Origin of the sequence: Rhizobium sp. BIGb0125 (assembly GCF_024810055.1) — a bacterium.
In the GTDB taxonomy this organism is placed as follows: Bacteria; Pseudomonadota; Alphaproteobacteria; order Rhizobiales; family Rhizobiaceae; genus Agrobacterium.
Genome location: NZ_JANUDV010000001.1, coordinates 522,530 through 544,203 on the forward strand (window position 1 = coordinate 522,530; position 21,674 = coordinate 544,203).

Consider the following 21,674-nt stretch of genomic DNA (forward strand, 5'->3'; position numbering starts at 1 on the left):
CTGCCGGGCTTTTAAACTACTGAAATTCAATTGCAGGACCTGTCACGAAAGACGCCCCACGACGAAATTAATTAGCGAGTGCGACCGCGGTTGCCACCATTGCCGGAGGCGCGCTTTTCACCAGCGTTGCCGCCGGCTGGAGAATGACGATTTGCGCCTGGCTTGCGGGCCGGACGGTTTACGCGCTTCTTGGAAGGACCACCGGGTCTGCCGGTTTCACCTTCTACCTGCTTTACGCGCTTGAAATCGGACGTGACTTCCAGATCGTTGTCGCGCTCTGCAGGAGTGAATTCTCCAGCGCGCTGTCCGCGGAAATCGCCGTTACGACGTCCGCCGTTGCGCTGAGCACCGCCTTCGCGATGACCACGATCATTACGCTCGCCATGGCCGCGTTCTGCGCCACCCTGACGGCGCGGACCGCCATTATTGCGGTTGCGATTGTCGCCACGAGTGGGGCTCGCAAGAACCTGAGGCCGTTCGCCAGATGCAACAGTGATATCAATGTTCATCAGGCGTTCGATGTCCCGCAGCAAACGGGTTTCGTCCGGTGCGCAGAAGGCGATTGCAATACCATCACGACCAGCACGAGCGGTACGGCCAATACGGTGAACGTATGCATCCGGTACTTCAGGCAGGTCGTAGTTGAAGACGTGGGTAACGGCTGGAATGTCGATGCCGCGAGCGGCAACGTCGGTTGCGACGAGAACCTTGACTTCGCCGTCCTTGAAGCCCTTCAACGCACGTTCACGCTGGCCTTGGCTCTTGTTGCCGTGAATGGAGGCAACCTTGAAGCCAATATGCTCCAGATGCTTGGACAGCTTTTCAGCGCCATGCTTGGTGCGAAGGAACACGATAGCGCGGCCATCGGGGTTTTCGTTGAGCGACTTCTTGAGAAGTTCGGTCTTGTCGTTCTTGCCGGCAACGAAGTGAACATACTGTTCCACCTTGTCGGCAGCCTTGCCGGGAGGTGTGACTTCAACGGTGACCGGGTTGGTCAGATAGGCGCCAGCCAGATCGGCAATTGCCTTTGGCATGGTTGCCGAAAACAGCAGTGTGTGACGCTTCGACGGAACCATACGCGAAATCTTGCGCAGGTCGTGAATGAAGCCAAGGTCCAGCATCTGGTCAGCTTCATCGAGAACGAGGTGTGTTACCTTGGAAAGGCTGATTGCGTTGCGTGCAATGAGATCGAGCAGACGGCCCGGTGTTGCCACCAGAATGTCAGTGCCCTTTTCAAGCTGCAGCTGCTGCTTGTTGATCGATGCACCACCAACAACCTGGTTGATGCGCAGTGGGGTCTTACGCACGAAGGAGCGCAGGCTTTCACCGATCTGGTTTACCAGTTCGCGGGTTGGCGCGAGGATGAGGGTGCGGGTTGTGCGATTTGCCGGACGATCCGCATGCTTCTGCAGCATTTCGATAATTGGCAGACCAAAAGCTGCCGTTTTTCCGGTGCCGGTCTGTGCAAGACCGATCATGTCGCGACCTTCCAGCAGCAGCGGTATTGCTTTTGCCTGAATTGGGGTCGGAGTGGTGTAGCCGAGCTGGGTAACAGCAGCCACGAGCTTTTCGGATAGGCCGAGTTCGTTAAAACTGGTCAATAAAATAACCTTTCGGGGCGCCAAAACGCTGTCGCCGGAACAGCCCATGCTGTCCGGTTGTCTTGGCGTCAAGAACCCCGCGTGAATTGGGAACTTGTGGGTTGGAATGACTTTCTGCGCGTTAAGTGCGGTCACGAAGACCATCTGCTTGCTATCTGCGCTTTTCCTTCCTGCGCTTAAATCGTATGCGTCATGCAGCTCACGCGGCTGCCGGAAGGTGAAAGCAGTGTGCATTTGGGCTCTTCAAGACCAAAAGTCAAGCAATTGTTTCTGGATACGCTATCCGAGACCTATTCTCAGGGACTACTTTACCCTTTGAACATATTTTCAGTTATATACATTTTTATTAAATTTAATCTGTTTATCCAGCTGCTGGTTCTGGCCATCCTGCATATCAATCCATAGATTCAATGGAATTGCGCAATCCGTGTGGGATTGATTCGATGGAATAAGGCTGGTTGTGATTGTAGTGACCGAACGAGGGCCTATTGGTGAGCACTAACGGCGAATTGCTGGCGATGGCGTGTGAAGGGATCCGCGACCTGGATCTTCCTGCGTGCATCAAAGACAGCGAATTGCGCTACGTTGCCGTCAATGAGTCTTACGCCCGTTTTATCGGCAGACCCCCTCAGGACTTTCCCGGAAAGGGAACATACGAACTGTCGGGTAATCCAAGCGATATCGATCGCGAGGATAAGGAACGTCGTTCTCTGGTTTTCGCGACAGAAGAAATAGCGGCCTGCCAAGGTGCAGTTTCGCTCGGCCGTCACGCCATTCGTTGTGAACGTTTCATCGCCGATGACGGTGCCATGTTCCTCTACGAAGTGTTTGAGAACATGCCTGCTTTCGAGTTGGAAACGCTTGGGCGGCATGAGGCTGAAATTCTGGTCGGCAGCGGTGTTCTTGACCTGATCGATGTCGGCATTTGCATTTACAGCCGAGAAAACCGTCTGCTGTATCACAATGCTCGGCTGTCTGATTTCTATCGGATGATCGATCTGGAATTGAAGCCAGGCATGCGCCTCTCGGAAGTGCAGGGCGCTATCTATGACCATGCCGCCAATAACGGTGAAGAGGGTGTCAGCCGAGATCCGGCTGCCCGGCGTGCCTGGCTGAACGATCGTCTCGAAAAATACAATCTGCCCTATTTCGAATCCACTGAGCAGTTGTGTGATGGCAGTTGGTTGCGTCAGGTCAACAAACGGCTCGAAAGCGGTTTGCTGGTGTGTCTGCGCGTCGATGTGACTGAGTTCAAGGCGCATGAGGTTTTGCTCAGCCGCCACATCCGCGAAACATGGCTCTATCGCGAAGCTCTGGAAGAATTGCCGGTTCCGGTATTTCTACGTGACAGCGATCGTCGCTTGACCTTCATCAATGCTGCCTATGAGCGTCTGCTGGGCGGTGACCGCCGCAGGTTCATCGGTCAGACTGCGGAAGACATGTTCCCGGAAATGCGTGAGGCATTTCGCAAGGAGGATGAAGAGGTTCTGTTAAGCGGAACCGCCTTGCAGAAGGAAGAAAGTATTTCCTTCCATAGCGAAGGTCATGCCGTACCGGTCATCACCCGTCTTGGCCGGATTGTGACGCCCGATGACGAACGTTATCTGGTTGGCTCCATCACTGATGTTTCTGTGCTGAAAGACCGCGAAACGCGGGTCGTGCAGGCGCAAAAAGAGACCGAAGCCCTGCATGCAGAACTGGAAGGCATTCTTGCCTCTCTGCCTGTTGGTGTTCTGTTGCTTGGCCCGGAACTGGTCATTGAATACGCCAACAAGTCATTTTACCAGACACTGGATACCCGTGCCACAGTCGATCTGGTTGGTATGAGCTACCGTGATTTTCTGGAGATGACCTTCAGGGAAGAGATTTACGATTACGGCAGCAAGTCCTTTGATGAGGTCTACTCCAACCGTATCGCACGTTTGCAAGTACCGGATCAGTTTGAGCCGCTGGAAATGCGCAGTGTGTCTGGCAAGGTCACGGTTATCTCGGCTGCCCGTATTGCCGGCGGTAAGGTTTTGATCACTTATACCGACGTGACGAGCGTGCGTGAGCGCGACAATGAAATCAGCCTGGCAAGGGCCGAGCTGGCACGTGTCGGTGAATATATGCAGGAAGCCACCCGCGCCATGGCGCAGGGTCTTTTGCTGATCGAGAATGGCGTTATCATAACCTCCAATGATGCGTTGCCTCGCATGCTCGATGTACCGACCAGCTATTTCGAGCCGGGTCAGGACTGGGCGGACATGTTTGCCTTCTGTGCGCAACGGGGCGATTTCGGCGGTCCGGAGGAGGCGTCCGCAACGCTTGCCACCTGGCGGGACAATGTTACCAATGCAAAGCCGTTTACATGGCTGTTCCAACGTGCCAACAACAGTTGGTTTAATCTCGAAGCGACGATCAGTTCCACGGGTTACTGGGTCATCACCGTAACCGATGTGACGGAGATGAAGCGCCGTGAGGCCGAGCTTGAGCGGTTGGTGCAGAGAGCGGAAGCCGCTGACCGCGCCAAGTCAGAGTTCCTGGCCAATATGAGCCATGAGATCCGTACGCCGATGAACGGTGTGCTTGGCATGGCGGAGTTGCTTGCCAAATCCGATCTCGATTCCCGCCAGAAAACCTTTACCGATGTCATCGTCAAATCCGGCAATGCGCTGCTGACAATCATCAACGACATCCTCGATTTCTCCAAGATCGATGCCGGTCAGATGAAGTTACGCAAGGTGCTTTTCGATCCAGTTGAAGCGGTTGAGGATGTTGCCTCGCTGTTGTCATCCACGGCGTCGGAAAAAAACATCGAGCTTGCCATCCGCATTGATCCTTCCGTGCAGCACATGGTGGTGAGTGATGCCGGCCGTTTTCGGCAGATCATTACCAATCTGGTTGGCAATGCCGTCAAATTCACCGAAACTGGTTACGTGTTGATCGAGCTTGCCGAACAGACGTTGGAGGCGGGTGAGGTTCTGCTGACCATTAAGGTTCAGGACACCGGCATCGGTATTCCCGCCGACAAGCTGGCGTCGATTTTCGACAAGTTCAGCCAGGTGGATTCTTCGTCCACCAGAAGACACGAAGGCACCGGACTTGGTCTTGCCATTACCGTTGGTCTGGTCGGTATTTTCGCAGGATCGATCAACGTCGAAAGTGCTGTCGGGCAGGGGACGCTGTTTACCATCAAGTTGCCGCTTGAGGCGGCAGCACTGCGCGGCAACAAAACCATAACGCTTCCGGCCGGTGATCTTGGCGGTGCACGCGTGTTGGTGATCGACGACAATGAAATCAACCGCCAGATCCTCAGCGAACAGTTGTCGCAATGGGGGTACGACAGCTATGCCGCTGAAAGTGGTGCAGCTGGTCTGGCGATCATTCAGCAGGCCGCCGAACTTGGCTTCGTCATCGATACTGTCATCCTTGACTATCACATGCCCGTTATGAACGGCATCGATGTCGCTCGGCAAATCCGTTCGGACGACCGTTTGCAGGATATGGGCATCGTTTTCCTGACCTCTATGGATATGGTGGTTGGTGATGACAGTCTGCTGAATGATATGAATGTTCAGGCACATCTGATGAAGCCGGCCCGCGCCAAGCTGCTGCGCTCCACCCTTGGCGAAATCGTGCGTGCATCGCGCCTACAACGGCGTGGACGCATGCTGACGAGACGCCAGGAAGCAGTCACAGATGCACCTGCGGCGCCTGTCTTGTCGAAGCCGGAGACACGTAAGCCGGTGACGAAGGTTGTTCGGCCGGTCGTTGCGCCCACTCTCGATGTGCTTGTGGCTGAAGACAATGACGTCAACCAGATTGTATTTTCACAAATCCTGCAGGGGACCGGTTTGCGGTTCCAGATTGTCAATAATGGCAAAAAGGCCGTGGCGGCGTGGGAGGAGCATAATCCGGCAGTGATCCTGATGGACGTCTCCATGCCCGTTATGAACGGCCATCAGGCCACGCAGCTTATTCGTGAGCGCGAAGAAGAGGCTGGTGATGGGCGGCATGTGCCGATTGTTGGGGTGACTGCGCATGCACAGGAAAGCGATCGAGAACGCTGCCTTGAGGTTGGCATGGATGATTATGTTTCCAAACCAATCAGTCCTGAGTTGCTAGAAGCCAAACTAAAGCAGTGGCTGGGTGAAAATGCTATCCCGCGGGCTGGAGCGATCTAAAACCTCAGCCACGGTGTCTACTTTGGGTACCTAAACCAAGTGCGTCTTCAGCCTCGGTGATAGCGTCATCGTTGGAACCCATTGTGGTCGCGATAGACGAGTACGCGGCATTGTCTTGAACTGGTTTGAAACGACGACCGCTTGAGATCTGTGCTTGCGTATTCTGCATTTGGGAATTGATGGTCCAAGGTTGGAAAATCCGACCGCGCCGCGATATCGATCAATATCGACGTTCATAGCTCATTCTAAGAGTAAAAAACTTAAGCCGGTTGTGGACCGGCATAAGTTTCTGAGTGATTATCTGAACAGCTGCGTGACACTGTCCGGCTGGGTATTGGCAATCGATAGAGCCTGAATACCGAGCTGCTGCTGGGTTTGCAGCGCCTTGAGACGCGTGGACTGTTCATTCATGTCTGCGTCCACCAGACGGCCAATGCCGCTGTCGATGGCGTTCGACAATTTAGAGGCAAAATCCATTTGCAATTCTATGCGTTTTGATAATGAGCCCAGAGATGAAGCGGCATCGGTCATTTTCGCAAGTTGTTTATCGGTATGGGAAATGAAGACATCGATCACCATGTCTTCATCACCGTCTGGCCCAAATATCTGGTCTCTGTAGGTGCCCAGTTGGGTAATATCCATTGTGGTGATACTGGCATTGGAGTGCATGATAACGTTTGTCGTGCTGCTTTTATCGAAGCCACCGCTGGCATCGAGGGCTTTAACGAACAGGCCGTCACGTCGGGTGTAGTAGTTGGTTCCGTCGCTGTAGACGCCGTTTTCATTGACGGTCCAGCTTGAATCGTACTGAAATGTTTTAATAAACCAGCCGCCATTTCCCTCTTCATACGGAATACCGTCATAGATCAGGCCGATGTCGAGTATCCCGTGCGCCATGCCTTCGGTATGGTTGCCGAACAAGACCGTGTCAGATGTCTGAACAGCTTCGGTTGTTTTGACAGATACGTTGTTATTCGAATCCCGGACAAAACTTGTGACGATCGTTTTGACGTCTTTCACCGCGAAAGAAAGCATAGAGCCGTTTGTAGCGCCAAGTGATCCCACAAAGGTGGCTTTCAGAAGGTTCTCACCGGAGAAGGAGGCTGAATCAGCTATGGATTTTAACTGATCCTGTAACTGGGAAATCTCTTCCTGAATCTTGCTGCGGTCGACGGAATTTTCCGTTGCCGTAACCAGCTTTTTCTTCATTTCCTTGACGACATCAATCGCAGCTTCCATGCCGGAATAGGCCGTGTCGATTTTTGCGGCACCCAGGCCGAGGGCATCTTCAACTGCGCTAATGGCGCCATTGTCTGAGCGCATGGTTGTGGCGATTGACCAATAGGCGGCATTGTCTTTTGCTTCACCGACCCGAAGGCCGCTCGAAACCGCTTCTTGCGTATTCTGCATTTGCGAATTGATCGTGCGTAATGTCGCAAGGGCTGATTGTGCAGCGATGTTGGTCAATATCGACGTCATAACAATTTCCGAGAGAAATAGCGGAAGAAATTATGCATAAAATTATGCGGATATTATAAACAATACGTTAACCAACGGCTTTGTTCTTCACGTTTTGCAATTCGAGATACTATAACTAAGATTTTCTTAAGTCATTGAAATAAAATAAATCTATATGTTTCTTATATAGAAAGTTCTACCGTATAGCCGTTAACGCCTGCATTTATTTGTCATGGCTGGCGGCTTGAACAACAGAGATCAAATGCAATCAGGCGGCGATCGGTACCGTTAGGCAGATCGCTACCGATTTCAGCTCAAAAGTAAACCTGGACGTGTTGTAACTATCGCTTGGTTCCACACAGCATTTCACGTTTTCCAGCAAAACCTTTGCGCCGTTCCAGATCAAAGCCAGCGGCAATGAGATTGCGGCGTACGAAACCGGCTGCGGCGTAGGTGGCGAAACTGCCGCCTTCCGCCGTTTTGTCGAATAATGCGGTCATGATTTCAATCGACCACATGTCCGGATTGCGGGCGGGTGCAAAACCATCCAGGTACCAGGCGTCGAATGTGTGGGGGCTGGCCTGAATGCCGTCAAAAGCCACACCACAGACCACGGTCAGGCGAGTTTGTTCATCCAGTTGCAGATCGACATGACCTTGCGGTTCCTCCGGCCACAACTTGACCAGAGCGTTCCGTTCTTCATCGACTTCCGGCCAACGGGAAAGGGCGCGGTCAATTTCCTCTGCCTTCATTGGATAAAGCTCGAAGGACACGAAATGTAGTTGGCCGCCTGTCGGGCGCGTCTGTTTCCACTGTCGCCAGGTCTCGCAAAGATTAAGCGCCGTGCCGAAACCAAGCTCGCCGATGCGGAAGGTATCGGTTGCTGTTTGCCAGCGCTCCGGTAGTCCGTTACCAGACAGAAACACATGCCCGCATTCGAGGCGGCCATCGGTCTGGCAATAAAAGTGGTCGCCAAAGGCAAGCGAATAGGGCATATCGCCCTCGCGCCAATCGAGCGTGGTTGGTGTGTTATCCTGCGGTTGGCTCTGGTTGGCCGGTGTGCTTTCGTCTGGATGTGTCATGAATAAAGCCGATAATCTGGCCAGTGCTGCGGGTCAATCTCATTCCTCTCCTTCCTCTGTCGACCTTTTGATCGTCGGTGGCGGCGTTATGGGGCTGTGGGCTGCGGTAAAAGCAGAGCGACTTGGTCTCAAGACATTACTGGTTGAGCAGAATTTTTTGGGGCAGGGCGCCAGCGGTGGCCTTATTGGCGCTCTCATGGCTCATATGCCGGACAGATGGTCAGAGAAAAAGCAATTCCAGTTTGATGCGCTGGTAGCGTTGGAAGCCGAGATCGCCGAGCTGGAGGCTGCGACCGGGTTTTCGGCCGGGTATCGCCGTTGCGGACGCATCATTCCTCTGCCCAAACCGCATTTGCGCGACATCGCGCTGCGTCATGAGCAGGATGCCAAAACGAATTGGATGCGGGATGGGCGTCAGTTCCACTGGCATGTTCTGGATGCGCCACCGGTTGCGGGTTATCTGGCAGATGCGTCAATGGCGGGTGGATTTGTTCATGACACGCTTGCTGCACGCATGTCGCCGCGGTCCATGGGACGGGCGCTCTCTGCATTTCTCAAAACCGCACAAAACGTGACTGTGGTTGAAGGGGTTGGCGTCAGTTCTCTCGATCCTGATCGGGCACAAGCCACATTATCAACTGGTGAAACCGTATCATTCGGCCATGTCATCGTCTCTGCCGGTTGTCAATCATTCCCGCTGCTTCAGCAAAGCCTGAATTTGGTGGGTGCAGCGCCACTTGGTCAGCCGGTCAAAGGGCAATCTGCACTGATGAAGGCCGATATTGACCCCGCAATGCCGGTGCTGTTTCTTGGGGGCCTTTATGTCGTGCCGCATGATGATGGCATGGTAGCGGTTGGCAGCACCAGCGAGGAGAGTTTTTCAGAACCATTCACAACCGATGCCCAACTCGACGTGTTCATAGAGAAAGCCCGGAACCTTGTTCCTGCTTTGGGGAATGCTGAGGTGGTGGAGCGGTGGGCCGGGCTGCGGCCCAAGGCGATTGACCGTGATCCAATGGTCGGTAGCCTGCCAGAGCACCCGCGTCTTGTCGCCTTGACCGGCGGCTTCAAAGTCAGTTTTGGACTGGCACACCGGTTGGCGGATGCTGCTCTTTCGGTCGTGCAAGGCATTGAGCCAAAGCTACCGCAAAGCTTCTTGCTTGAAAGTCACATTGCCGTGGCCACAAAGTCGTCATGATTTTCAGGCGTTTCGCGTCGTTAATCTGTCATGCAAATCACCTATCGCTAAATCATCGGCCTGAAAGTCGAGCCACGATTTTCAGAGAGTACGATGCTTCGGTTCAATGCATGTAGCGGCATTTGGCATTCAGTGGATATTGAATGCGGCGGCGTGTTGAAGCGAGGTCTGAGCAAATCGCCAGTGGAGCGAGGTGACGACGCATGCGATACGCCATTCATTTCACTCCGACCCCCAACGATCCGTTGACGGCGGTTGCTGCGGCCTGGCTTGGCCGTGATGTCTATTCCGGTGAGAGTGTCGATCCGCCGCCTGCGACCGGTCTTGGTATGCAGGAAATTTCTTATCACACGGCTTTGCCGCGACGTTATGGTTTTCATGGTCTGGTCAAGGCGCCCTTCCGGCTAAACGATGATGTTACTGAAGCCATGTTGCTGCGCGAGTTGATGTGCTTTGCCGGTTTGCAGCAGCCATTCGAACTGCCACCGCTTGAAATTGCCCGCATCGGTTCGGTGTTCAGCCTTATTCCATCATGGCCATGCGACAAGCTGGGCTTCCTGGCAGCAAGTGTCGTGCAGGCATTTGACCGTTACCGCGCCCCGCTGAGCGATGCGGAAATTGATCGTGCCGACCCTGACCAGTTGTCGGCAGCGCAGCTGACCAATCTGCATCGCTGGGGTCATCCCTATGTGATGGAGGATTTCCGCTTTCAGATGCCGTTGACCGGAAGTGTGTCGCAATCTGATTTCGTGCGGGTTGAACATGCCGTACGCGTGGTGTTTGAGCCGCATTTGTCACGCAAGCTGAGCTTCAACAATCTTGCGCTGTTTGTGGAGGATGAACCGGGTGCGCCGTTCCGCGTGCATTCACTTCATCCCATGGGCCGGGTTTCTGCCAGGCGTGTGGCACGCAAAGAACCTGCTTCTGACGTGATGCAGCCTGCCTGATGAGCAGCGCCGTTTTCATTGATCCCCACGCGTCCTTATCTCATGCAAAAAGAGATCGGGATGAGGACATTATTCATCTCGACTTTCCCAATCTGAATGTTACCGTTCTGCGAGATTTGCGGAAGGTGAGTGAATGATATCCGATAATTACCCGCGTGATTTGATTGGTTACGGTCGTAACGGTTTCGATCCGAAATGGCCCGGTGGGGCCAAAATAGCAGTTCAGTTCGTCATCAATTACGAAGAAGGCGGGGAAAGCTGCATTCTCGATAATGACAAGGCATCTGAGTCGCTGCTGTCGGAAATCGTTGGTGCGCAGCCATGGGCTGGTCAGCGCAATCTAAATATGGAATCGATCTATGAATACGGCTCGCGTGCCGGCTTCTGGCGCCTGTGGCGCATGTTTACCAGTCTTGGAGTAACGACCACAGTTTATGGCGTAACCTCGGCCATGGCCCGCAATCCGGACGCTGTTGCCGCGATGAAAGAGGCCGGTTGGGAGATTGCCAGCCATGGCTACCGCTGGCTTGAGTACAAGGATTTTTCAGAAGAAGAAGAGCGCCAGCACATTGTTGAGGCGGTGCGTCTTCACACTGAACTAACCGGTGAGCGTCCCTATGGCATGTACCAGGGCAAACCATCCGACAACACCTTGAAGCTTGTGATGGAAGAGGGCGGTTTCCTTTATTCCTCGGACTCTTACGCCGATGATCTGCCCTATTGGGTGAGGGGCGCGAAGGACGATCCGTTCCTGATCATTCCCTACACACTTGAAACCAATGACATGCGCTTTGCCACGCCTCAGGGTTTCAACTCGGGCGACCAGTTCTTCACCTATCTGAAAGACGCATTCGACGTCCTTTATCAGGAAGGACAGGAAGGTGCGCCGAAGATGTTGAGCGTTGGCCTGCATTGTCGCCTTGTCGGGCGTCCGGGCCGGGCGGCTGCATTGCGCCGCTTCATCGAATACGTGCTCGGACACGACAAGGTATGGATACCGCAACGTATCGACATTGCCCGTCACTGGCATGAACACCATAAGCCCGGGGCGGTTTGAGATGATATCACGTGAGGATTTTGTCAGCCGCTTTGGCGGTGTTTTTGAGCATTCGCCCTTTATTGCCGAGCGGGCCTATGATGCCGGATCTGTTGTCGAGCCGTTGACTGCGCAGGGTGTGCACGGCGCGCTCGTCGCTATGTTCCGAACTGCTTCACAGGAGGAGCGGCTTGGCGTTTTGCGCGCCCATCCCGATCTTGCCGGCAAGCTGGCCATCGCGGGCAAGCTGACGGATGACAGTCGTAATGAGCAGGCCGGTGCCGGGCTCGACCGTCTGACGCCGGAGGAGCATGCCCGTTTTACCGAGTTGAATGCGGCCTATGTGAGCGAACATGGTTTTCCCTTCATTATCGCGGTGAAGGGTCTGAACCGACACGACATTCTCGCGGCATTCGAGACGCGCATCAGCAATGATCATGACACGGAGTTTGCGACTGCAACCGCACAGGTTGAGAAAATTGCCCTGCTTCGTTTGACATCCATGCTGCCGGAGGCCTGAATGACCACGCAGATCAAAGGTGAACGTCTCGACATCGAGCCGTTGAGCAGCGCGGCATTTGCGCCGTTCGGTGAGGTGATCGAGGCCACACCTTCGTCGGTGAGAATGATCAATGGCGGCACGACAGAACGCCACCATGCTCTGTTCGTGCCAGAGGCCGCAGGTGAGGGCGCACGGGTTGTCATCAACATGTTTCGCGGCCAACCGCGCACCTTTCCCTATTCAGTTGACATGATGGAACGGCATCCGCTTGGCAGCCAGAGTTTTTCGCCACTGTCCGCGCGACCGTTTCTAGTGGTGGTGGCAGAAGATGATAATGGCAAACCCGGCAAACCACGGGTCTTTCTGGCGCGGGCCGATCAGGGCGTCAATTATCGCAGAAATGTCTGGCATCATCCGTTAATGGCACTGGATGTCGTCAGTGATTTTCTGGTTGCCGACCGGGAAGGCCCGGGCAACAATCTGGAAGAGTATTTTTTCGAGTCGCCCTATATCATTGCGGAGCCAACGTTATGACCGGTCTTACGACCCATGTTCTTGATGCTGCCCATGGCACTCCGGCAGAAGGTTTGAAAATCGACCTTTACCGGCTGGACGGGGAAGGCCGAACCAAGCTTAAAAGCGTGCAGACCAATAATGACGGCCGCGTCGATGGCGGGCCTTTGCTGATTGGCGACAGTTTTCAAGCCGGACAATATGAACTGGTGTTTCATGCCGGGGATTATCTACGTGGCAAGGGCATTACATTGCCGGAACCCGCGTTTCTCGACATTATTCCGATCCGTTTTGGCATTGCTGATACACAGGGACATTATCATGTTCCTCTGTTGCTCTCACCCTTCAGCTATTCGACCTACCGGGGAAGTTGACCGCTCATGATCTTCGCTGCAATTGCCGATATTCATGGAAACTGCGCCGCGCTGGAAGCGGTGCTGGCGGATATAGAGAAGCTCGGCATTGAGGATGTCGTTAATCTCGGGGATTGTTTCAGTGGGCCGCTGGAGGCTGGCTGGACAGCCGATCTCCTGCTCAAGAACTGGGTGCCGACCGTGCGCGGAAATCACGACCGTGCACTGATTGACCGTGCCTATGAAGACATGGGCGACTGGGAAAGACCGGCGTATCAGCAGCTGTCACCGGAACATTTCGACTGGTTGCAGACGCTTCAATTCAGCATGGTCTACAAGGACGAGGTGTTCTGCTGCCACGGCTCGCCGAAAGATGATAATCAGTACTGGCTGGAAACGGTCAGTGCAGAGGGTATCATGCATCTGCGTCCGCTTGCCGAAATCGAGGCTCTGGCAGAAGGGATTGAGCAACCTTTGATCCTGTGTGGCCACACTCATATTCCACGCTCTGTGCAGCTTTCCGACGGGCGTTTGATCGTTAACCCTGGCAGTGTTGGTTGCCCCGGTTACACGGACGACAAACCGGTTTTCCACACGGTGGAAACGGCGACACCGTTTGCAAGCTACGCGGTTCTTGAAAAGACCTCACGCGGCTGGCAGCCCACCTTCCGTCAGGTGCGCTATGACAACCTTGCCATGGCGGAACTGGCCCGCAACAAGGGAATGGACGGCTTTGCCAATGCCCTGACCGGCGGTTGGGTGAAGTAATTTATCCTTTCAGACCCGCATTAAATACTGCCAGTTGCGCCGCAAAGGCGCGCTGGTAGGCGGGGCGTTTTTCTCCCCGCTCGACATAGGCCAGAAGATTGGGAAATTCGGCCAATATGCCTGACGAGCGAGTTCTCAGCAGCACCGATATCATCAGAAGATCACCGGCCGTAAATGTGTCTTCGAGCCATTGCGATTGGCCGAATTTGACGGAAAGCTCGCCCAGTCGTTTGCGGATCCGTTTGTCAATCAGTGGCAGACGTGCATCGTGCCAGCTTTCATCGCCCTCAAGAAAGCGGGCAACCTCCCGTTCCAGCATCGGCGGTTCCATGGTGCTGACTGCCGTAAACATCCAAGTAATGGCACGGGCCTTAGCATTGTCATCTTTCGGTAGCAGCCCGGGGTGGTGGTCGGCGATATGAAAAACGATTGCGCCTGAATCAAACAGGGTGAGGTCATCTTCCTGATAGGTCGGGATTTGTCCGAAGGGCTGCAGCTCAAGATGCGCCGGCTCTTTCAGGGCCTTGAACGACAAAAGCCGAACGTCATAGGGTTGCTCGACCTCTTCAAGGGCCCAGCGCACCCGCATGTCTCGCGCCATGCCCTTGCCGCCATCGGGAGAGTTTTCAAATGCGGTAATGGTGATAGTCATGGCGGTCCTCCATCAGCTGCCTCTAAGGCTGGATGATCAGCTAAACGAGTTTTGGTGCCAATTGGTTCGAGCCTGTTTTGTGAGGTCGACTGCGTGTTATGCCCTGATGGTCCGCCGAAGACGGGCTGCAGGTTGTTGCAGCCCGTGTTTGTTATTCTGCGCTCAAGCCAAGATATCGGGGCCGACGTCGACGATACGGCGTTTGCCGCACAGCGCCATGGTGATATCCATTTCCTTGGCAATGATCTCAAGTGCGGTGGTAACGCCCTGTTTGCCACCGGCGCCGAGGCCGTAAAGGAACGGGCGGCCGATATAGGTGCCCTTTGCACCGAGTGCGAGGGCTTTCAGCACATCCTGTCCAGAGCGAACGCCACCATCCATATGCACTTCGATTTTGTCACCGACAGCTTCGACGATTTTGGGCAGCATGGCGATGGATGAATGTGCGCCGTCAAGCTGGCGACCGCCATGGTTGGAAACGATGATCGCATCTGCGCCGGAACCAGCCGCAGCGCGTGCATCTTCCTCATCGAGAATGCCCTTGAGAATGAGCTTGCCACCCCAACGTTCCTTGATCCATTCGACGTCCTTCCAAGACAGGCGCGGGTCGAACTGTTCCGTGGTCCAGGCCGAAAGAGATTTCAGATCGGTCACGCTTTTGGCATGGCCAACGATATTGCCGAAGGTACGGCGTTGGGTGCCAAGCATGCCAAGGCACCATGCAGGACGCGTGGCCATCTGCCAGATATGTTTGGGCGTGAATTTCGGCGGGGCAGACAGACCGTTGCGAATGTCTTTGTGACGCTGACCGAGGATTTGCAGGTCAAGCGTCAATACCAGAGCCGAGCACTTAGCGGCCTTCGCCCGGTCAATCAGATTATAAACGAAGTCACGGTCGTTCATCACGTAGAGCTGAAACCAGAAAGGTTTCTTGGTGACGGATGCGACATCCTCGATCGAGCAGATGCTCATGGTGGACAAAGTGAACGGAACACCGAATTCTTCGGCCGCCTGTGCTGCCAGCATTTCACCATCGGCATGCTGCATGCCGGTGAGGCCGGTGGGGGATAGTGCCACGGGCATGGCCACTTTTTGACCGATCATTTCGCTTTCCAGCGAACGGTCACTCATGTCCACCAGCACACGCTGACGCAGCTTGATCTTGGCAAAGTCATCTTCGTTGGCGCGGTAGGTGCTTTCCGTCCATGCGCCGCTATCGGCGTAGTCGAAAAACATTTTTGGCACGCGCTTTTTCGCCAGCTTTTTCAGGTCCGCGATTTCGAGTGGTTTCCTCATGGATGATGCCTTCACAGTTCAAATTCAGCGTCCATGACTAGCATGCTTTGACGAAACTGCCACGGTAAAGCAGAGTCGATTCAACGGATTGTGCGGCACTTTAAAAGTACCGCTCGATGACGCCGTTCAACCCATCAATGGCCGCAGGGCAAGCTGCAAACCGAGCAGCAGCAGGCAGATCAGGAACCATCGCTTGAAGGTGGCGGGGCTGACCGCGCGGCGCACGATCTGGCCTGCCCACATGCCAAGGAGAGCAGGTGCAACAGCCAGTGTCGAGGTTGCCAGCTCCTGCAGCTGGAATGCGCTGTGGGAGCCAAGACCGATGGCCAGCGCAATCGTGGAAACGGTAAAGGAGAGGCCAAGGGCCTGCACCAGATTTTCCCGATCAAAACCGAGGGCCTGGATGTAGGGGACGGCCGGAATAACAAAAACGCCGGTTGCGCCTGTCATCAAACCGGTCAGCAGACCGATGATCGGTGACAACCAGGGCTCGATTTTATCAGGCACGGAAAATGGTGGGGCCAACAGTGTGTAGGCCGCATAAGAAGCGAGCGCAACGCCGAGAGCCGCCGTTGCCCAGACGCCTGAATTGCCTGCCATGAAAGAAGCGCCCAGCAATGTGCCAATGATGATGGCCAGCATCATGGTCCACAGCCGTTTCAACAAGGCAATGAAGGATGGCCCGGCCAGCAGCTGCCAGATGTTGGTGACGAAGGAAGGCAGGATCAACAGGCTTGCCGCCGTAACTGGTGACATGAACAGCCCAAGCACACCCATAGCAACGGTGGGCAGACCCATGCCGGTTGCGCCCTTGACGATGCCGGCCAGAAAGAAGGTAAGCGTGATGAGGGCGATTGCGGCGAAAGATAAGTCAGCTGTCATTTCAGGCATGAGCATCCGGTGCGGTGAGTGGCGGGTATGGCTTTTTTAACCGGATATCCCACCTGATGTTACGGTGACGGCCGATGTATCCTCTTCCACATTAACGTCATGTGTCTGGTCTAGAGCCCGTCAACGATGCACTGGATATAGGGCTCCTTGCCGCGCAGATACTCGGAGATCCCTTTGGTGTTTTCCTGTTCAAGCTGAAGTTTCAGGCGACCATAGGCATCACGCGCCTCGCTGTCTTGCCGCAAATGATCGCGGAATTTGAGCATCTCAATAGCCTTTTCGTGTCCAGCAAGGCAGAGATGCAGCTTATGGGTTCTGACACCATCCACATCCCGCTTGAAAAAGCTGTGACCAACCGACAGATCACCGCCACGCCGGTAACCGAGATCAACAAGTGCTGGCGTCATGTTCTCAGCCACATCGCTGTCCTTGACGAGAATGAGGATGTCGATTTCCGGTTTTGCGGCAAGGCCAGTAACGGCGGTGCTGCCGATGTGGTGAATTTCCAGAAGGGCGGGACCAAATGCCTGTCGCAGGCATATTGCCTCTGATTGGTAGAGGCTGGGCCAATTCGGGTCATAGGCGGTGATTTTGCTGGTCAGTGCCATGACGGCCGTTCCTCATGCAGACTGTATCGCATGCATGAGGTTACAACGTGATGGTCTTCAGGCCAATGTCGATTTCATCGCCTTGCCAGCAACATAGGTTTCGCTGACGGTGCGGTCATCGCCCATGGTCAACATCAGGAACAGTTCTTCGGTCAGGCTGTTGACCACTTCCATTTTCAACGCCATGGCAGGCGTTGAGGATGCGTTGAGCACCGTGATGTCGGCGTCGGTGCCAACATCCAGTGTACCGATGCGACTTGCCATCGACAGTGCCTGCGCATTGCCAAGCGTCATCAGGAACCAGCTTTCCAGCGGGTTCAGACGTTCACCCAGCAGCTGCTGGATTTTATAGGCCTCATCCATGGTGCGCAGCATGGAGTAGCTGGATCCGCCGCCAATATCTGTGGCAACGGCAATACGAACTGGCTTTTCGCGGCGCTGCAGCTTCTTCATCGGAAACAGGCCGGAACCAATGAACAGGTTTGAGGTCGGGCAATGGACGGCAACCGCGCCGGTTTCCGACAATACATCCGCTTCCCGTTCCGACAGGTGGATGGCGTGACCCAAGAGGGTGGTATCGCGCATCAGGCCATAGCGCACGTAGATGTCGGTATAGTCGGTCGCCTCTGGATAAAGTTCGCAGGTGTATTTGATCTCGTCCAGGTTTTCCGACAGGTGGGTCTGGATGAACAGATCAGGAAACTCCTGCGCCAGCGCCTGTGCCGCCTGCATTTGCTGCGGGGTGGAGGTGATGGCGAAACGTGGGGTGATGGCGACGTGGTTGCGGCCCTTGCCGTGCCAGTCTGCGATAACCGCTCTGGTTTCATCGTAGGACATTTCAGGTGTGTCGAGCAGACCCTGCGGTGCGTTGCGGTCCATCATCACCTTGCCGCCAACCATCAACATGTTGCGCTTCATGGCTTCTGCGAAATAGGCATCGGCGGAGGTCTTGTGTACTGAGCAATAGGCGGCAGCCGTGGTGGTGCCGTGGCGCAGCAGCTCATCGTAGAAATGCGTGGCAATACGCTGCGCATGCGCGCTTTCCACGAAGCGGCATTCCTCGGGGAAGGTGTAGGTATTCAGCCATTCCAGCAGATTGGCGGCGTAGGAGCCGATGACCTGCATTTGCGGGAAATGCAGGTGCAGGTCGATAAGGCCGGGCACGATAAGGTACGGACGATGGTCTTTTTCTGCCACATCTTCGGGCGCGGATTTTTTGATGTCGCTATAGTCGCCAATCGCGACAATCTTGCCATCATCAATCAGCAGGCCGCCATCTTCGATGTAAAGATAACTTGCCGTGTCATCGATGGAGTGTGGTGCGCGGCGAAAACTCAAAAGACGACCGCGCAGCAGAAGCATGCTCATTCTGTTTTTCCTTGTGACAAGGCGCTTTCATACCAGGCGGTCAGCACCTTGCGTTCTTCGGGCGTTATATCCGTGATGTTGCCGGGCGGCATAGCATGGCTGCGGCCTGCCTGAATATAGATCTCTCGGGCATGGGCGGCGATATCCGCATCCGATTCCAGCTTGACGTTCTTTGGTGTGAAACTGATGCCTTCCCAAACCGGCTCGGCGGCATGGCACATGGAACAGCGTCCCTGCACGATATCGCGCGCCGACGCAAAATGGACGTCACTCGCAAACATCTGTTGCACGGGTGTCAGCGAGGATGTGGTTTCTTCCTCGCCGGTCAGAACCTTCGGCACGGTTGAAAGCCACATGATGATGATGAAGATCACCGCTGTTGCCAGCCATGTCCATGTCGGTTTGCCTTTGCGAGCATGGGTGGTGTTGAACCAGTGGCGAATGGTGACGCCCATTAGGAACACCAGCGCCGCGATAATCCAGTTATAGGTCGTGGCAAAGGCTAGCGGATAGTGGTTGGACAACATGAAGAAGATGACGGGCAGGGTCAGGTAGTTGTTGTGCAAAGACCGCTGCTTGGCAATGCGCCCGTATTTCGGGTCTGGCGTGCGTCCGGCAATCAGGTCCGCAACCACGATCTTCTGGTTGGGAATGATGATCATGAACACATTGGCCGACATGATGGTGGCCGTAAACGCACCCAGATGCAGGAAGGCGGCACGGCCGGTAAAGACCTGCGTGTAACCCCAGGCCATGGCGACCAGTGCAATGTAAAGCACAATCATCAGACCCCAGGTGTTGTTTCCAATCGGGGATTTGCACAGAAGATCATAAAACACCCAGCCAATGGCCAGAGAGGCGATGGAAAGACAGATGGCCTGAACTGGCGAAAGGTCCATGACCGTGCGGTCAATCAGGAACAGGTCTGCGCCACCATAATAAACCACGCACAGCATGGCAAAACCGGTGACCCAGGTGGCGTAGCTTTCCCACTTGAACCAGGTCAGGTGCTCGGGCATCTGGGCCGGTGCGACCAGATATTTCTGGATGTGGTAGAAACCGCCGCCATGCACCTGCCATTCCTCGCCATAGGCACCCGGTGGCAGATGGGCGCGTTGTACCAGGCCCAGATCCAGCGCGATGAAATAAAATGATGAGCCGATCCAGGCAATGGCGGTGATGACGTGCACCCAACGGACGGCGAAGGCCATCCATTCCCAGGCAATGGCGTATTCGTACATGCAGTTCCCCTTATGCTTATTGCATTGCACATTGCGAAAAAAAACAGTCTCTGAAAAGAGAAAAGCCGGTGCGAACGACGGATTGTTCTCATTCTCCACGCAAGCTTTATCTGCTCTTGCAAATTTGCATGGCGGCGGATTTTGTTTTGCGCAAATGCCGTTAGCCGACTACCCACGACTCAGCTAAAATCTGTTGCACGCAACAGGCCGCGCGGCGCCGATTTCCGTGAGAGCATGATGCGTTGTGCAGAAAGTCAGAGTGTCTTGTGTGCAATCCAAAGGACGCACGGCGCTCTCATGGTTCGCGTGGCGGTTTTCCGAAATCGCAATGCTGCATATCCTTGGGTCGGGGGTGGTTCAAGGGGAGGGATTTGCAGATATGCCAATGAATGCATTGCGTCCCGATGTTGATTTTTAAATCTGGTCTAAAGTCGTAATTTTTGTGAGGACGCAATGCGTTTCGGGTGACTGCCGTTATCTTCAACGGAGACAATGCCCATGCGCCATACTGTGACTGTGATTGAGCGTTTGCATGCGAAATTGAATCAGGCAAATGCGTTAGCTTCTTGTTTTTACAAATTTTCCGGATTTCGGCCGGTTTGGTTCTATGCCGTCTTTACCCTTGTTTTTGCTCTCGTACCGAGTGTGTTTGCCCATGAATCCCACAAGGGATTCAAATATGAGAGCTATTGCTGCAATGGCAATTCCGAGACCGGTGATTGCCAGATGATCCCGACAAAAAGCGTGCGGGTCGTGCAGGGTGGGTATGAGGTGTCACTGGCGCCCGGTGATCATCGATTGGTCACGAGACGACATGTGTTTAACTGGACGCAACGGGAAACCCGCCGTTCCGATGATGGTGAATATCACCTGTGCCTTTATCCGGATGAAAATACGCCGCGCTGTTTTTACGCGCCGGATATGGGTTTTTGACCCTGTTGATCAACTGATGGCATTAGCTTGAAAATCCACTCGCGAAAGGCTTTGATCTTTGGCGCGTTCTTGCGGTTTTCGGGATAGACCAGCCAGTAATGCGCGCCGTCGTGGCTGGTAATGTCAAAGGGTTGCATGAGGCGCCCAAGCGCCACCTCATCAGTATAAAACTCGGGTGTCAGAATGGCAACGCCCTGACCGGCGATGGCGGCAGCAGCCTCGAATGTTTGCGCGCCAAGACGACTGCCTGTGCGGTTTTGCAAGGGCGGGTCGCTCACTCCAGCCTGATGAAACCATTGTTGCCACCATGGATCACCTGCATCGATAAGGCGCAGTTTTAAAAGGTCGGCCGGTGTCTTCACGCCGCCAATGGTCTCGGCCAGTGCCGGGCTTAACATCGGTGAAAACCCACCTCGCATCAGAAGATGCGAGTTCAGGCCCGGCCAGATACCAGCGCCAGCGCGGATTGCCAGGTCAACATCCGTCTGGCTGAAATTGACAAATTCCTGCGAGGTTTCCAGCCGGACGGCAATGCCGGGATTTTCAAGCTGGAAGGCACCGATATGGCGTGACAGCCAACGGGCTGCGAAGGTTGGTGTGGTGTGGATAAAAAGCGTGTCGCTTTTGATCTGCTTCGCATCGGCCACCGCATTGCGCAATACGCCAAAAGCCTCGGCCACTCTTGGCGCCAGCTTCTGTCCGCTTTCCGTCAGGGTAACCTGTCGAGGTTTGCGCACAAACAGCGCCATGCCAATGAAGTCTTCGAGCAGTTTTATCTGATAGCTGACAGCGGTCTGCGTCATGCCAAGCTCGTCACCCGCCTTGGTGAAACTCATATGGCGGGCGGTGGCCTCAAAAACCCGCAAGGCATTCAACGGCAACTGGCGTGACAGTTTCATGGATAAGTTCTCTTTATTTACTACCTGCGATATTTCATTGGTTTTTGAAAGAAAACAACGGCATTTTCATCTCATACAACAATTCAGTTTATGAGGAAAAGACGATGCGTGGAGCAACCTTGCGCGTGCGAAGCCCTATGCTTGCGGTTTCGCGGCTGTTGG

General features: G+C 54.5%; 20 protein-coding genes. 9 read left to right on the top strand and 11 right to left on the bottom strand.

Annotated features, from left to right (window positions below; translation table 11 throughout):
* Positions 1-71 precede the first annotated feature (71 nt).
* A complete protein-coding gene (locus M2418_RS02390) occupies positions 72-1,649 on the bottom strand; it encodes a DEAD/DEAH box helicase (RefSeq protein WP_405049372.1) in 1,578 nt (525 codons plus the stop codon).
* A 470-nt stretch (positions 1,650-2,119) separates the two neighbouring features.
* Between M2418_RS02390 and M2418_RS02395 the strand changes: the two genes are divergently transcribed.
* Positions 2,120-5,767: a response regulator gene (locus M2418_RS02395; RefSeq protein WP_259144778.1), complete on the top strand. Its 3,648-nt coding sequence runs from the start codon at positions 2,120-2,122 to the stop codon at positions 5,765-5,767.
* 4 nt (positions 5,768-5,771) lie between these two features.
* On the opposite strand, the gene M2418_RS25730 is transcribed toward M2418_RS02395, so the two are convergent.
* The 3 genes from M2418_RS25730 to mnmD all read right to left on the bottom strand — a co-directional run bounded on the left by M2418_RS25730 (position 5,772) and on the right by mnmD (position 8,307).
* A complete protein-coding gene (locus M2418_RS25730) occupies positions 5,772-5,936 on the bottom strand; it encodes a hypothetical protein (RefSeq protein WP_352230535.1) in 165 nt (54 codons plus the stop codon).
* Between the two features lie 128 nt (positions 5,937-6,064).
* Entirely contained in the window at positions 6,065-7,246 is a 1,182-nt protein-coding gene (locus M2418_RS02400) for a flagellin (protein WP_250982024.1), read from the bottom strand.
* A gap of 320 nt (positions 7,247-7,566) precedes the next feature.
* Positions 7,567-8,307 carry a tRNA (5-methylaminomethyl-2-thiouridine)(34)-methyltransferase MnmD gene (gene mnmD / locus M2418_RS02405; RefSeq protein WP_259143545.1) on the bottom strand — a complete coding sequence of 247 codons (741 nt, stop codon included), beginning with the start codon at positions 8,305-8,307 and terminating at the stop codon, positions 7,567-7,569.
* Between mnmD and M2418_RS02410 the strand changes: the two genes are divergently transcribed.
* From M2418_RS02410 to M2418_RS02440, 7 genes are all read left to right on the top strand, one after another.
* Positions 8,306-9,505 carry an FAD-binding oxidoreductase gene (locus tag M2418_RS02410; RefSeq protein WP_259143547.1) on the top strand — a complete coding sequence of 400 codons (1,200 nt, stop codon included), beginning with the start codon at positions 8,306-8,308 and terminating at the stop codon, positions 9,503-9,505. The two genes, mnmD and M2418_RS02410, sit on opposite strands and share 2 nt — an antisense overlap.
* A 203-nt stretch (positions 9,506-9,708) precedes the next feature.
* Positions 9,709-10,452, top strand: coding sequence for a DUF1045 domain-containing protein (locus M2418_RS02415; RefSeq protein WP_250982021.1), 744 nt, complete (start codon positions 9,709-9,711; stop codon positions 10,450-10,452).
* 133 nt (positions 10,453-10,585) lie between these two features.
* On the top strand, positions 10,586-11,509 hold the full coding sequence (gene puuE / locus M2418_RS02420) for an allantoinase PuuE (RefSeq protein WP_259143549.1): 924 nt from the start codon (positions 10,586-10,588) through the stop codon (positions 11,507-11,509).
* 1 nt (position 11,510) lies between these two features.
* Positions 11,511-12,008: a 2-oxo-4-hydroxy-4-carboxy-5-ureidoimidazoline decarboxylase gene (uraD, locus tag M2418_RS02425; protein ID WP_259143551.1), complete on the top strand. Its 498-nt coding sequence runs from the start codon at positions 11,511-11,513 to the stop codon at positions 12,006-12,008.
* Positions 12,009-12,524: an ureidoglycolate lyase gene (locus M2418_RS02430; protein ID WP_259143556.1), complete on the top strand. Its 516-nt coding sequence runs from the start codon at positions 12,009-12,011 to the stop codon at positions 12,522-12,524.
* Positions 12,521-12,877, top strand: coding sequence for a hydroxyisourate hydrolase (gene uraH, locus M2418_RS02435; protein ID WP_259143558.1), 357 nt, complete (start codon positions 12,521-12,523; stop codon positions 12,875-12,877). The genes M2418_RS02430 and uraH overlap by 4 nt, the downstream gene beginning before the upstream one ends.
* 6 nt (positions 12,878-12,883) lie before the next feature.
* The gene (locus M2418_RS02440; RefSeq protein WP_259143561.1) at positions 12,884-13,624 is read left to right on the top strand and encodes a metallophosphoesterase; all 741 of its coding nucleotides are present in this window, start codon (positions 12,884-12,886) and stop codon (positions 13,622-13,624) included.
* A 1-nt stretch (position 13,625) separates the two neighbouring features.
* Here the strand turns inward: M2418_RS02440 and M2418_RS02445 are convergent, their stop codons facing one another.
* From M2418_RS02445 to puuD, 6 genes are all read right to left on the bottom strand, one after another.
* A complete protein-coding gene (locus tag M2418_RS02445; protein WP_259143563.1) occupies positions 13,626-14,276 on the bottom strand; it encodes a glutathione S-transferase family protein in 651 nt (216 codons plus the stop codon).
* Between the two features lie 162 nt (positions 14,277-14,438).
* Positions 14,439-15,572, bottom strand: a complete 1,134-nt coding sequence (locus M2418_RS02450) for an alpha-hydroxy acid oxidase (protein WP_259143564.1) — start codon at positions 15,570-15,572, stop codon at positions 14,439-14,441.
* 126 nt (positions 15,573-15,698) lie between these two features.
* Positions 15,699-16,454, bottom strand: a complete 756-nt coding sequence (locus tag M2418_RS02455) for a sulfite exporter TauE/SafE family protein (protein ID WP_259143566.1) — start codon at positions 16,452-16,454, stop codon at positions 15,699-15,701.
* Positions 16,455-16,573: 119 nt separating this feature from the next.
* Complete coding sequence (locus M2418_RS02460; RefSeq protein ID WP_259143567.1) at positions 16,574-17,071, bottom strand: GrpB family protein; 498 nt, start codon at positions 17,069-17,071, stop codon at positions 16,574-16,576.
* Positions 17,072-17,128: 57 nt separating this feature from the next.
* Entirely contained in the window at positions 17,129-18,439 is a 1,311-nt protein-coding gene (gene guaD / locus M2418_RS02465; protein WP_259143570.1) for a guanine deaminase, read from the bottom strand.
* Complete coding sequence (gene puuD / locus M2418_RS02470) at positions 18,436-19,680, bottom strand: urate hydroxylase PuuD (RefSeq protein ID WP_250982010.1); 1,245 nt, start codon at positions 19,678-19,680, stop codon at positions 18,436-18,438. The genes guaD and puuD overlap by 4 nt, the downstream gene beginning before the upstream one ends.
* Positions 19,681-20,325: 645 nt before the next feature.
* Between puuD and M2418_RS02475 the strand changes: the two genes are divergently transcribed.
* The gene (locus tag M2418_RS02475) at positions 20,326-20,613 is read left to right on the top strand and encodes a hypothetical protein (RefSeq protein WP_259144780.1); all 288 of its coding nucleotides are present in this window, start codon (positions 20,326-20,328) and stop codon (positions 20,611-20,613) included.
* On the opposite strand, the gene M2418_RS02480 is transcribed toward M2418_RS02475, so the two are convergent.
* The gene (locus M2418_RS02480; RefSeq protein ID WP_259143574.1) at positions 20,589-21,512 is read right to left on the bottom strand and encodes a LysR substrate-binding domain-containing protein; all 924 of its coding nucleotides are present in this window, start codon (positions 21,510-21,512) and stop codon (positions 20,589-20,591) included. The two genes, M2418_RS02475 and M2418_RS02480, sit on opposite strands and share 25 nt — an antisense overlap.
* Between the last annotated feature and the right edge of the window lie 162 nt (positions 21,513-21,674).

Coding starts and splice junctions, on each gene's coding strand:
- M2418_RS25730 (WP_352230535.1), bottom strand. CDS start 5,936: ATGCAGAATACGCAAGCACAGATCTCAAGCGGTCGTCGTTTCAAACCA.
- M2418_RS02460 (WP_259143567.1), bottom strand. CDS start 17,071: ATGGCACTGACCAGCAAAATCACCGCCTATGACCCGAATTGGCCCAGC.
- puuE (WP_259143549.1), top strand. CDS start 10,586: ATGATATCCGATAATTACCCGCGTGATTTGATTGGTTACGGTCGTAAC.
- M2418_RS02450 (WP_259143564.1), bottom strand. CDS start 15,572: ATGAGGAAACCACTCGAAATCGCGGACCTGAAAAAGCTGGCGAAAAAG.
- uraH (WP_259143558.1), top strand. CDS start 12,521: ATGACCGGTCTTACGACCCATGTTCTTGATGCTGCCCATGGCACTCCG.
- M2418_RS02390 (WP_405049372.1), bottom strand. CDS start 1,649: ATGGGCTGTTCCGGCGACAGCGTTTTGGCGCCCCGAAAGGTTATTTTA.
- M2418_RS02445 (WP_259143563.1), bottom strand. CDS start 14,276: ATGACTATCACCATTACCGCATTTGAAAACTCTCCCGATGGCGGCAAG.
- M2418_RS02440 (WP_259143561.1), top strand. CDS start 12,884: ATGATCTTCGCTGCAATTGCCGATATTCATGGAAACTGCGCCGCGCTG.
- M2418_RS02395 (WP_259144778.1), top strand. CDS start 2,120: ATGGCGTGTGAAGGGATCCGCGACCTGGATCTTCCTGCGTGCATCAAA.
- M2418_RS02455 (WP_259143566.1), bottom strand. CDS start 16,454: ATGACAGCTGACTTATCTTTCGCCGCAATCGCCCTCATCACGCTTACC.
- M2418_RS02410 (WP_259143547.1), top strand. CDS start 8,306: ATGAATAAAGCCGATAATCTGGCCAGTGCTGCGGGTCAATCTCATTCC.
- uraD (WP_259143551.1), top strand. CDS start 11,511: ATGATATCACGTGAGGATTTTGTCAGCCGCTTTGGCGGTGTTTTTGAG.
- mnmD (WP_259143545.1), bottom strand. CDS start 8,307: ATGACACATCCAGACGAAAGCACACCGGCCAACCAGAGCCAACCGCAG.
- M2418_RS02400 (WP_250982024.1), bottom strand. CDS start 7,246: ATGACGTCGATATTGACCAACATCGCTGCACAATCAGCCCTTGCGACA.
- guaD (WP_259143570.1), bottom strand. CDS start 18,439: ATGAGCATGCTTCTGCTGCGCGGTCGTCTTTTGAGTTTTCGCCGCGCA.
- M2418_RS02415 (WP_250982021.1), top strand. CDS start 9,709: ATGCGATACGCCATTCATTTCACTCCGACCCCCAACGATCCGTTGACG.
- M2418_RS02430 (WP_259143556.1), top strand. CDS start 12,009: ATGACCACGCAGATCAAAGGTGAACGTCTCGACATCGAGCCGTTGAGC.
- M2418_RS02480 (WP_259143574.1), bottom strand. CDS start 21,512: ATGAAACTGTCACGCCAGTTGCCGTTGAATGCCTTGCGGGTTTTTGAG.
- puuD (WP_250982010.1), bottom strand. CDS start 19,680: ATGTACGAATACGCCATTGCCTGGGAATGGATGGCCTTCGCCGTCCGT.